The 11749-nt window shown below is 46.3% G+C and carries 8 protein-coding genes and 1 pseudogene; 4 read left to right on the top strand and 5 right to left on the bottom strand.

Annotated elements, in window-relative coordinates; all coding sequences use genetic code 11:
* Window positions 1-817: 817 nt before the first annotated feature.
* The 3 genes from QUB77_RS29270 (at window position 818) to QUB77_RS29260 (ending at window position 2797) form a co-directional block, all read left to right on the top strand.
* Window positions 818-1237, top strand: a complete 420-nt coding sequence (locus QUB77_RS29270) for a substrate-binding domain-containing protein (protein WP_333296162.1) — start codon at window positions 818-820, stop codon at window positions 1235-1237.
* A 233-nt stretch (window positions 1238-1470) separates the two neighbouring features.
* Window positions 1471-2109, top strand: a complete 639-nt coding sequence (locus QUB77_RS29265; protein ID WP_333179875.1) for a lysophospholipid acyltransferase family protein — start codon at window positions 1471-1473, stop codon at window positions 2107-2109.
* Window positions 2110-2263: 154 nt separating this feature from the next.
* Window positions 2264-2797 carry a hypothetical protein gene (locus tag QUB77_RS29260; RefSeq protein WP_333179878.1) on the top strand — a complete coding sequence of 178 codons (534 nt, stop codon included), beginning with the start codon at window positions 2264-2266 and terminating at the stop codon, window positions 2795-2797.
* Window positions 2798-3063: 266 nt separating this feature from the next.
* Here QUB77_RS29260 and QUB77_RS29255 read toward each other — a convergent pair whose 3' ends face one another.
* The 3 genes from QUB77_RS29255 to QUB77_RS29245 all read right to left on the bottom strand — a co-directional run bounded on the left by QUB77_RS29255 (window position 3064) and on the right by QUB77_RS29245 (window position 5924).
* Window positions 3064-3609, bottom strand: a complete 546-nt coding sequence (locus QUB77_RS29255) for a GAF domain-containing protein (protein WP_333179880.1) — start codon at window positions 3607-3609, stop codon at window positions 3064-3066.
* Between the two features lie 171 nt (window positions 3610-3780).
* A complete protein-coding gene (locus QUB77_RS29250; RefSeq protein WP_333179883.1) occupies window positions 3781-4371 on the bottom strand; it encodes a YdcF family protein in 591 nt (196 codons plus the stop codon).
* A gap of 722 nt (window positions 4372-5093) precedes the next feature.
* Window positions 5094-5924, bottom strand: a complete 831-nt coding sequence (locus QUB77_RS29245) for a GUN4 domain-containing protein (RefSeq protein WP_333323645.1) — start codon at window positions 5922-5924, stop codon at window positions 5094-5096.
* 252 nt (window positions 5925-6176) lie between these two features.
* Between QUB77_RS29245 and QUB77_RS29240 the strand changes: the two are divergent.
* Window positions 6177-7389: pseudogene (locus tag QUB77_RS29240) on the top strand (RNA-guided endonuclease InsQ/TnpB family protein).
* Between the two features lie 21 nt (window positions 7390-7410).
* On the opposite strand, the gene QUB77_RS29235 reads toward QUB77_RS29240, so the two are convergent.
* Both QUB77_RS29235 and QUB77_RS29230 read right to left on the bottom strand, forming a co-directional pair.
* A complete protein-coding gene (locus QUB77_RS29235) occupies window positions 7411-8553 on the bottom strand; it encodes a hybrid sensor histidine kinase/response regulator (RefSeq protein WP_333179887.1) in 1143 nt (380 codons plus the stop codon).
* 150 nt (window positions 8554-8703) lie between these two features.
* Window positions 8704-11367: a GAF domain-containing protein gene (locus tag QUB77_RS29230; RefSeq protein ID WP_333179890.1), complete on the bottom strand. Its 2664-nt coding sequence runs from the start codon at window positions 11365-11367 to the stop codon at window positions 8704-8706.
* Window positions 11368-11749: the final 382 nt, after the last annotated feature.

The following is an 11749-nucleotide window of genomic DNA, read 5'->3' as shown; positions in this document are numbered from 1 at the left end:
TATTCATTTTTTTATTCACGATCGAGTATTGCATATAATTGTATCATAGTCTTGATAATGATTTAGGATTGCTATATGATAAGTTCTTCCCGTATAATCCCCTTGATTATTAGGACTTGGGAGAGGTGCACTAGAACCCAGTTTAGCTGTTCCTAATACCAGCAGAGTTGCAAGAGTAATGGTTTTTAATTCTTTTAACATGGGTATCACTTTTTAAACACTACATTTAGTGGCAATCAAATTGCGATCGCACTTCTTCAACAATCTAGCTCCCCCCTCATGGCATGAAAAGCCGATTCACCGCCATATAGCCATTAATATTAAGCACACTCTCAATTAGACGTTCAACACAAAGTTCTCGATATTCTGAATCATTCATTAATCTATCAGCATTGCCAACCATAATCACAAGAGGTGAATTGGTTGAAAAGCCTGCACAAAATTCATCCAGCGCGGAACTTTATTACCAGTAATATCTAAAATTGGAATAGAACGAGTCCTCGATCTTGGCTGCCCAGCCTCCCCCTGAGAATATTCTACTCGCACTACGCTCTGGTTTTCCTAAACTATAAGTATTAGTAATATCGCTAGCCCACTGACAGTTGATTCTGAATTCCCCATATCAATTTTACCATTTCCGGCGCGGTAATACCAAGTTCTACCGCCAGCGTTGGGTATCTCCTAACAGTCCGAATATGTCACCTCCAACATCTTGGCGATATGCACGTCATAGAGGCGCAACTGACCCACATAAGCAGATTTTGTGGTATTAGTTTCTGACACCGTAAGGGTATAAGTTTCTCCGCTCAAGTTCAAGATAATCTTCAAGGGAAATACTCACGACTCGTCAAAAGTCGGTGGCCCGGCAACCCAGATTAAAGTAATTAACAGACCGGCAGTTAGCGGCACTTACCAAACGTTTAAAGAACAAGTGCTCGGAGGTAGCGAGTTTGGCACGGCGTCAAATATTACCACGCTCGTGCGACGAGATGCGACAACTCCCCTGCTGCAAGCTTTAGGCAACAACGGCATTGATTATGCCACATTCGCTCAAGTAATCAATCAGAAAACGGTGCGCGTTGTTCCAGTCAACAGTGCGACGCCGGATGCGGGTAACTATCCTTACAAGCGGCAGTTGTACTACGCGTACAAAAATCCTCCTAGCCAAGCAGTTAAGGATTTCTTGGGCTACGCAACTTCTTCGGAAGGACAGAAAGCTATGCTGGCCGGAAATTGAGCCTTTGCAAACCTCCGACATTCAGTGAAATAGTCCACCAGACTGAAGTCTGGCGCTACACAAGCTTGCGTCCGCGCAGGCGGACTTCTTCTTTAACCCACGTAGGTGGGTTTTGTATGTGTAGGCGCGGTTTCCAACCGCAGGCAACCATACAAACCTCAAAATACTATTCATTTGTCATTGCTGAACTGGTAGGCTAATATTCGATGTAATTTAAAACTTAAGGTTTTTCTGTGAGCAAAAGTCGCGAACCCGTCGAAAGTTTACTTCTCTACTATTTATTCAAATGGTCAATTGTCAGCCCGATGCTGCACCTTTACTTTCGAGGCCGCATCTACGGTGCAGAAAATGTTCCGACAGATGGGCCTGTGGTAGTAGTCAGCAATCACGCCAGCGATTTTGACCCGCCGATTTTGTCGAATTGCATGAGGCGGCCTGTCGCATTTATGGCAAAGGAAGAGTTATTTAAAGTTCCTATTTTGAAGCAGGCAATTACGCTTTACGGTGCTTACCCAGTTAAGCGGGAAAGTGCCGATCGCAGTGCAATTCGATCGGCGATAAACTCTTTGGAAAATGGCTGGGCGACGGGTGTATTTTTGCAGGGGACTCGCACTCCAGACGGCAGAATTACTGAACCGAAATTAGGTGCGGCGCTGATAGCTGCTAAGGCAAAAGCGCCGCTGTTACCTGTTAGTTTGTGGGGAACTCACGCGATTTCGTCGAAAGGTTCGGGAATTCCGCGTCCGGTGCCGCTGACGGTGCGAATTGGCAAGCTAATTGAAGCGCCCGGTTCCTCGGATCGCGAGGAGTTGCAAGCGCTGACTCAAAGATGTGCGATCGAGATTAATGCCATGCACGATTTGGGTCGCTGATTTTATAACTTTTGTTGCTGTTTTTCAGGTTATATCTACAGATAGATGAATGCTGAAGATAAACATCGAAAAATATCAATATAAGTGATTTAAAACAAGCGCAATAATTAGGCTTGAATTTGAGTTTAATTGGACAGGAGAGAAGAAGAAAGATATGGTAACAAGCAATCAAACCCGCGCGTTGGGATTGTTTTCTAACCGCGAAGATGCCGAGCAAGCTCTGACAGAATTGAAATCTTCCGGGTTTCCAATGGATAAAGTTTCGGTTGTTGCTAGGGATGCAGGCGAGTCTGTAGGCGATACTCAAACGATCGCTCAGGTGGGCGATAAAAATCTAGACACAGGAGCAGGAGTGGTAGCAGACACTCTGACAAATAGTGCTTTAGCCACCGTGCTAGTGGGTCTCGGAAGTTTAGCTATTCCTGGAATCGGGCCGATGATTGCAGCGGGCACTTTGGGCGCCTCACTGGTGGCTAGCGTAGCAAGCACTGGCGTCTCGGCGGCGGCTTTCGGTGGGGTGGTGAAGGCCTTGACTGACTTGGGAATTCCCGAAGAAACAGCTAGAATTTACACCGATCGCCTGCACGCCGGCGATTATTTAGTGGTAGTAGATGGCACTGAGGATGATATTAGTCGGGCTCAAGGGATTTTCAGCGGTCGGGGCATTCAAAATTGGGGCGTTTTTTAAACAAGAATGGTGCACCAAGTCTATCCGTAGGGCGATGCACACCTCACCATTTGTGAGAATAATCCGCTCAAATTTAGTACCCGACTTTTGTGTGAAAATTAGCGCATCGATTCCCCCTAACTTAAAAAGGGGGGAACCGGAAACAATCTTTCGTTTGCCGGGAAGGGGATTGAGATTCGGCTAAAACCCCGATCGAGACGTGGTTTTAGTCTGAAGTGGAAATTCATTCATTGCCCACCCCCTCCCTACAAGTCAATTATTGATTTTTATCGCTCATCTTTTGATGCTGAGGCGGTGACATAAGCGACAGCTAAAGGCGAAATTTTTTCTGTAACTGCTGCGATAACTTGGCGATCGAACTCAGTCCACACTCTGGGGCGATCGAACATACAAGGCTGCAAAACCCCCCACAATAAGCCGTCAGCACAAAGGTGAGCGTGAATCAAAGCTCGATGTCCGAACTCTTTTGCCTCAAAATTTTTGTTGACAACTTCAGGATTTGCTGTTTCAACATCCTCAACAAAAATCGAAGGTTCAGTTCGCAAAGCTGCTGCAAACAAAGGGTCTTCTTCCCCTAAAGATTCTGGTTCTTTTTTCCATTCTGCGTCCCAAACCTCTGGAATGTTCGAGTTGTGACGCCAGCAGTAAGGTACTCTGCCCATTTGCGTTTCAGGATTGCGGAGGTAAAGAAAAACCCGATCGCAATTTAACACCTCCCCTAAAGCCGGCACCAAAGCCGAAAAAATAGCATCCGGCGTTTTGCTGTCACTCAAAATTTGCTCTATAACTTCTGGTAGAATTTGGTCGGTCATTAACTTTGGCTATTGAAGTTCATCTACTGATTTTAAACTACTCGTTCTATTCTCTTCTGTTAGGCCTTGGTCATCAGCGTCTTCCCGGTGTCTTAAATCGCTATAGAAGACAAGTTTTAAAACCAGAGGGAATGGGAAAAAATTTAAAACTTGCTCAATGCTTTCCTTTATTTATTCAATTCTGGCTTGGCTGAAGTTAGCACCCGTATAACCGGTGGTCAGCCAAAGAATAGCCCTAGCGCCGTCGCGAATAGCTTTTTCCACCGGTTCGGGGGTTCGCCCAGACGGAACTGCCACAGGCTTAAAGCTAATCCCTCGACTGCCGAGCACGATTTCGCCGATAATCTGAGCTCGCCGCATATGATCGTCAGAAGTGATCAGATACACGCTCTCAATCCCTTGAGCTTTCAATTCATCTACCAAGGTGGTAAAATTTGTTACCGTGTCCACAGCTCGGTAGTCTAAGTGGAGGCGATCGGACTCAATTCCCGCTTCTGAAAACACCCATTCCGCGAACTCAGGATTGCTCCCAGACGACACCCAAATAGGCAATTCAGGATGATCCAGAGCAAATTTAGCCGCAAACACCTCTCGCTCCGTAGCCCCACCTAGAACTAACAAAGCTTGGGGTCTCTGAAATTCGCTCTTAACCTGCTGATAGCCAAACCAGCACGCCGTCAAAAGCCCTACTAGGAACCAAAAACTGCGTGAAGTGTTCAAACGCTTGTAACGCTGCGTGTTTGAGTTGATTCTTAACCACATCTAAACCTATAAAAATTTTATGTAACTCACAAAGGAACCATAACAAAAAATACCGCACCTATAGCCCACTAACAGGAATTAAAAATTAAAAATTAAAAAAGGGTCTGGGGATCATAGATTTTAGATTTTAGATTTTAGATTTTAGATTTTAGATTTTAGATTTTAGATTTTAGATTGACTCTACGCTTGTGGTGGAGCCTAAACAGGTGATTTTAGATTTCAGATTTTATAGCAACCGCCCAGGCGGTTGCTATAGTTGTCTGGGAGCCAATTCCTTAGCGGATATGCAAAAAAGAGGGGCAAAACTAAGCTTCCCCCTCTTGGTTTTAATTTTTCTTGATTTTTCACGGGACTGGCCGGGTTCGAACCGGCGACCTAGCGCTTCAGATTTGTGTGAGTTTCCCCACTCTCTGGACTATACCTTCACCATAGGCTTGCAGCTTTTAGGTGGTGACCGTCTAGTCTCTAAACCTTCCTCAGTTCAATAGGGGCGATTGTTTAATCGCGCTGAACTCAGGCTTGGCTTGGTATTGCCTTAGAGTCATAGGAACCCACGAACTCTTTAGGTTTCACCAAATTTGACCACATTCACTCCCAGAGTTTCCTCGCAGGGTGCCCGATTCTTCAGGAGGCGCTTGCTCTATCCATCTGAGCCACAGCCCCAGTTGCTAAACCGTTTTGATTATAGCAGTTAATGTAGATTTTGATTGTTTTTTTCATGATTACCGATCGCACGCTACCAACTTCGCAGCGATGCGGGCAAAGTTTTCTGCTGCGGTGAGTTTACCGGCACCATAACAGGCGCGCTGTCTCCATGCGGTGACGGGGAGATGTCCGGGGGGAGCATCTTCGTTGAAGGAGAGCTCGCTGTAATATTTCCAATTTTCCTTGACTCGCCAGCCGACTCGATCGCAAAATTCAGTATAATTTGCCTCGGTAATTTCCCAAATCTGCTGCTGCACGCTCAACCCGAACCGCCCGCTGCTGTATTGTTGCCAAAGTTGGTCGATCGTGCGAAGGTCTGTAAGAGGAAAACTGTCAATATCGGCTGCACTCAGCCAGCCTTCGTCTTCTCGGACAGCGATTTGCAGCAAGATTTCCCAAGTGTGTTCATCAGCTTTGCGCCATTTTCCGGTTTCTAATAGCTTTGTCAGTTGGCGGTAGTCCATCCCCACTTCCGAGATAGCCGGAGTTGAGTCAGGTATGGCGCCGATTTTGTCTTCTAGTCGCAGTAGAGTGCTGACAATCAATTCGGGATTTAGTTGTTCGAGGCGGTACAGAACCCATTCTAACTGAGATTGAATGTATGTGCGGGCGATCGCACCTTGCTGCACTTCCCCCTGCAACTCATCAAATTTAGCTAACCAATTTTGTTGATTGCGGGACAATTCCCACATTTGTTTTGCCCACTGCAATCTAACTTGTTCTTTTTTTAAATAAGTTTTGGAAGGCTTAGCACGCTGCGGGTAGGGAGTCAAATCCCAACCGCAAATCGAGCACAACTCTGCTTTTTCTTCTATGTATTCAGCACCGCACACTGGACAGTTAGACATATTGCCATAAATTCGGTTGCCAAGTAATTAATCTGACATCCGTTATATTAACCATAATTTGAGTTGGTGCGCACGGCTCACCCTACAATTACAGTTTATCAAAAAAATGGGTTTAAAACCCCGTCCTTCTAGGACGGCTTTCTTCCAGAATAGGGGATACGCGACATTCTCCTGATTGTAAAGTTTTGTAAATAATTTGGCAGTATTCAGCCAAGTCTATTAGCATAAGAGGATCGTGATTAGGTCGAAGTCATGCTTGTTTTCGAGTTTAAAGCCTACGGGAAAAAACAGCAATTTGACGCTGTAGACGAAGCAATTAGAACGGTGCAGTTCATCCGAAACAAAGCATTGCGCTTTTGGATGGAAAACGAAAAAGTCGATAAATACGCCTTGAACAAGTATAGCGCTGTTTTAGCTAAGGAATTTCCGTTTTGCGATGACTTGAACAGCATGGCTCGGCAATCTAGCTCAGAAAGAGCATGGTCGGCGATCTCCCGATTCTACGACAACTGTAAAAAGAAAGTCCCAGGAAAAAAGGGATTTCCACGGTTCCAGAAACACAACCGCTCGGTGGAATACAAGACTACGGGATGGCGTCTAGCTAACGATCGGAAATCTGTCACTTTTACTGATAAGAACGGAATCGGAAAACTAAAATTAAAAGGAACTCGCGACTTACATTTCTATCAGCGCATTCAGATCAAGCGAGTGCGCTTGGTGAGACGGGCAGACGGATATTACGTCCAGTTTTGCGTTCAAGTTGACCGCTCTGAAAAGATTGAAGTCACAGGCAACGCCATCGGGTTAGACGTAGGACTCAAAGAGTTCTATACAGACTCTAATGGTGTTGCAGTCGAGAATCCTCGATTCCTCCGCAAGGAAAAACGCAAGTTAAAAAAAGTTCAAAGACGAGTTTCAAAACGAGTCAAGGGTTTGCAAAACAGAAGAAAAGCTAGAGTGATTCTAGGAAAGCGCCACCTCAAAATAAGTAGACAGCGCAAAGATTTTGCTGTGAAGTTGGCAAGATGCGCGATCCAGTCAAACGACTGTGTAGCCTACGAAGACTTGAGTATTAAAAACATGGTGAAGAATCACTGCGAGAGCAAAATCGATTAACGACGCATCTTGGTATATGTTCCGAGTGTGGTTGGAATATTTCGGCAAAGTATTCGGAAGAATTACGATTGCCGTACCAGCTAACGGAACAAGCCAAGAGTGCTCTAGCTGCGGAACAATTGTTAAGAAAAGTCTGTCAACGCGAACTCACGCTTGTAGATGTGGATGCGTGCTAGACCGCGATTGGAACGCCGCCAAAAATATCCTAAGTCGGGGATTGAGTACGGTAGGGCATACCGGAACTTGGATCTTAGATCCGAACGCTTGTGGAGAATTGACCGCTACCGATGTTGAAGTAATTCTGCATCGACAAGTCGATTCTGTGAATCAAGAATCCTCGTGCCTTTAGGCCCAGGAGTGTCAAACCGCTCTAACAAGGCAAGCGAATAGTAAACAAACTGCCTTTGCCCAACTCAGATTTTACCTCGATCGTCCCGCGGTGAGCTTCGACAATTTGCCTGCAGAGGTGTAGTCCCAAACCTGTACTGGATCTCCTGTGAGTTCCCGAGCCAAACCTTTCAAATAACTTTGCTTTTTCGGTGGGAGAAAGGCCGGCACCGGTGTCTTTGATTTCTATAATTACCCATGCCAGCGGTTGGTTTTTGAAGCTAGTATAAGCAGGTGAATTAGCCGCTTTTAAGCTGACATCTATTGATCCGTTGTCGGTGAATTTAATCGCATTTCCGATGAGATTTGTCAGCAAGCGGTGCAGTTCCAGACGATCGCCCGGATACTTCGCAATCGGGGCACTTTCTCCACTTTCTGTCAAGTCTAAATCTATCGACAAACCTTTAGCATCGGCTAGGGGAGCTAGTTCTTCAGCTACCTCAGTAATAAGCTGGCGCAAATCCACGGCAGCGAAACTTAGGGATTTGGCGCCTGCTTCGTAGCGGTAGACTTCCAGCAGCATATTTACGAGCGCGATCAGGTTTTTGTTGCTGCGAACCATCGTCCCCAAAGCCTCGTCCATCCGAGGCGAAATTTCTCCCAAAGCTCCCTGCTGCATTAAAGTTATCATTCGATCGGCTGCTACGAGGGGCGTCCGCAAGTCGTGAGCGAGTCGGGAGACAAAATCTTCGCGCTGGAGGGCGATCGAATTGCGCTCGTCTACGCTGTGTTTTAGGCGCAGGAGCGATCGAACCCTCGCCAGCAGTTCATCCATTTCCACTGGTTTGCGGATGAAATCGTCGGCTCCCATGTCCAATCCCTGCACTACGCTCGCACTGTCGTGAGCAGTGATCAGCAAAATCGGCATAAAGGGCAATTCCTTATTTTCTCGGATTCGTTTAGTGACTTCGTAACCATCCATTCCCGGCATCATCACGTCTAGCAGTACCAAATCCGGGGCTGACTTGTCAATTTGACTCAAGGCAGAAAAGCCGTTCTCTGCCGTGCTAATTTCGTAACCTTCTTCTTCTAGGATTGTTTGAACCAACAAAACATTATCTGGTGCGTCGTCTACCACCAGAATCCGATCGGCTTTTGTGGCATTCGGAACAGATAAATAACTCATTTAATTGTTAGCCTGGAAATAAATACTAACTTTAATATGGCATCCGATTCATGTTTTCACATTTTTACAGTTGTTAACTCTGTCATAAGGAAGATCTCACAACTTTATCAAATCTTTTTACTTTTGAACACTCGGATGTAATATAATTTACTACTTGGTTGTCATCGTATGCACGCCGTCCCAATCATCGGGCGGGGGTACTTCCAAATATCTCAGGGATCGGTCGAGGTGAACTTCTACAGGTCGATCGCTGGGTCGCATTGCTAAAGCCGCTTCAAAACAACTAATAGCTTTCTGAAAATTTCTAGCAATATAAGCATCCCTACCGTTACTGTAAAGTTCCAAAAACCGAACGGTTTCCCCGTCGATGGGTTCAGAACTATTTTGCAGCAACTCGTAAATACCCACAGGCTGATTTTTGCCCTTAACCCGCACCTTGTCTAACTCTCGCACCCAAATTCCTTCGCGACACAAACTGTATGTAAATTCGCTCAAAATTATATCGCATCCGTACTCCTTTGTAAGCTGTTCCAATCGCGAACTCAAATTCACTGCATCCCCGATTACCGTGTAATCCATCCGCTTTTGGGAACCAATATTTCCCGAAACCACCTCTCCCGAACTAATGCCAATTCCGAAGCGAAACGGAACTTCGCCGGGGCGAGAATCATTAAACTCTTTCAAACGCCGGCGCATATCTAAAGCCGACTGAACCGCCATCCAACCGTGACTTTCCGGGGGATTCAGCGGCAGGGGCGCGCCGAAAACCGCCATTAAAGCATCGCCGATAAACTTGTCTAAAGTGCCTTCGTGGTGGAAAACGGCCTCCACCATCGTCTCAAAATATTCGTTCAGCAGGGATACCACATCGGACGCTCCCAAATTTTCGGTCAGCGTGGTGTAGCCGCGAATGTCGGAAAATAAAATAGTCACCTCTTTGCGTTCGCCCACCATCAGTGCGCCTTCACCCAAGGCCATCACTTTATCTACGACTCCTGGAGTCAGGTAGCGGTACATCGTATTTTTCATCCGCTTTTCGTGGCTGATGTCTTCGAGTACCACTAAACCGCCGCGCACCCCGCCTTCTGGATTGATCAGCGGGTTGACAGTCAAATTCAAACTACGTTCAATTAGTTTAATTCTAGAGGCGGGGATGGGCAGCGGACAATAAGGGTGATACAGGGCAGAATTTCGCAGCGCAAATAGAGATTGGGCATTAGCTAATTCTGCCAGCGCTACTTCCTCAGTCCACGCGCTGTTTTCGCCCCAAGCGTAATATAAATTCGGGTCAGTGCGGTCGGGCACGGCCAAAATATAACTTTCTTCTTCTTCTTCTTTTTCTTCTTTTTGTTGGGAATTGAGCGTTTTTTCTACCAACAGTCCCACAGTTAAACTTTGTTCGGGAACGTAATGCCGGGCAGCATTTTTGAGACTGTCTTCTAATCGAAATTGCAAATTGTCGATCGGCACAACTTCCCAAACATAGCGATTCACCAGTTTATCTTCCCAAATCTGGGGATTGTGTTTGCTTTTAGCTTGATTTACCGGACAGCCCAACAATTCTAGGGCTGCTTCGTTGATAGTCACAACTCGCCCCTTCAAATCCGTGGAAATCACTGCATCAGAAAGGCTTTGCAGCATATCTTTCTGATACTGCTTTTCCACCATCACGTTCTGAAACAGTTGAGAATTTTGCAACGCCATTCCCGCTTGGGAATTAAACGCTCGCAAAAACTCTTCGTCGGAAGGGGTGAAAGTACCTTGGTTCTTATTAATTAGCTGAGTTACCCCGATGAGCTCACCTTTAGCGTTATGCACCGGCATACACAAGACAGTGCGAGTGCGGTATCCCGTTTGCCTGTCAGTAGAGGGGTCAAAGCGGGGATCGTCGTAAGCATCTGTAATATTTAGAGGTTGACCAGTCGAAGCCACGTAGCCAGCAATTCCCTTATTAGCAGGAATGCGGAGATCTACCATCGTTTTGCCGTCGGCCTTGGCGACTTTTGTCCAGAGTTCGTTGGTTTCCCGATTTAACAAAAATAGCGTGCTGCGATCGGCTTGCATCAAGTCGCGAGCTTGATCCATCACAGAGCGCAAAGTTGTTTCCAAGTCAAGACTTTGACCCAAAGTCGTGGTGGCTCTCAAAAGTGCGGCAACCCCTCGCTGGTTGCGCGCCACGACGTAGAAAGATTGACAGCTTTCGAGAATAATCCCGATCGAATCTGCAAAAGCCTGGAACTGCTGTTCGTCTTCCTCACTAAAGGAGACATTGCCAGCTTTATTTAAGAGTCTGACCACTGCTACGGGTTCCTCTTGGCTCTTGCTGCTAAAAATCGGCATACACAGCATGGTGTCGATTTGATAGCCCGGTGGTTCGTCTACTTCGGAATTAAAATACTCGTGCGATCGAGCTTCGGCGACATTGATTGATTTTCCGGTGGTTGCTACGTAGCCTAAAATGCCTGCATCCATCGGCAAGCGCACTTCTACATCCTCGCCCGTAACTGGATCGAGTGTTTTGTGCCACAGTTGATTTTTGTTGGAGTCAACCAAAAAAATTGTTGTCCGGTCTGCTTGCAAAATTTGACCAATTTTGACAGTGAAAGCATCTAAAAGTTGCTCTAAGAGAGTTTCGAGTGCTTCATTGTTAATCAGGTCCATCGCCCGGATAAATTGCTGAAATTCAGCCGTGATAAAGTCCAGCAGGCACACTAATTCAGGAACTGGCAGGCTCTTAACACGGGAGGTCAATGCCCCCATAAAATTGACTTGAGTCAGTGTAGCCAGAACGCTACCAGTATTGGAGAATGTCATGATTAACTGCTTGCTCAGATGGGTAGACTGACCGCAGGTCGATCGGCGCTAGATGCGACGGCGGTGCAAACTCTTGAATTTGTTTGCAAGCGCATCGGCACTCGCTTGTTGCTTTGATGAATCGTCGTGAGTTCAAAAGTGGCGCACGCAACTTCAGTGTGCTTGTTATAGGCTCTATCTTTTTTACAACCTCGATGATACTGATGAGGGTTCGTCCATTCAAGCTGAACTTGAGTTCGCAAAACTGAAGGCCTGAAAATTAGGTGACAGGCTTTAGTTCGATCGAGAGTGCAGTGTGGATTTGACGCTCTGTGCTCGCTCCCAGCGCGCGGTATGACTGTTTTAAGGCACTCGGCGACCGTATCCGGTCAGGTAAAGGGCG

The organism is Microcoleus sp. AT9b-C3 (assembly GCF_036705485.1).
Lineage (GTDB): Bacteria > Cyanobacteriota > Cyanobacteriia > Cyanobacteriales > Microcoleaceae > Microcoleus.
Note: the sequence above shows the minus strand (reverse complement) of the source record. Positions and strands in the feature narration are given on the sequence as shown.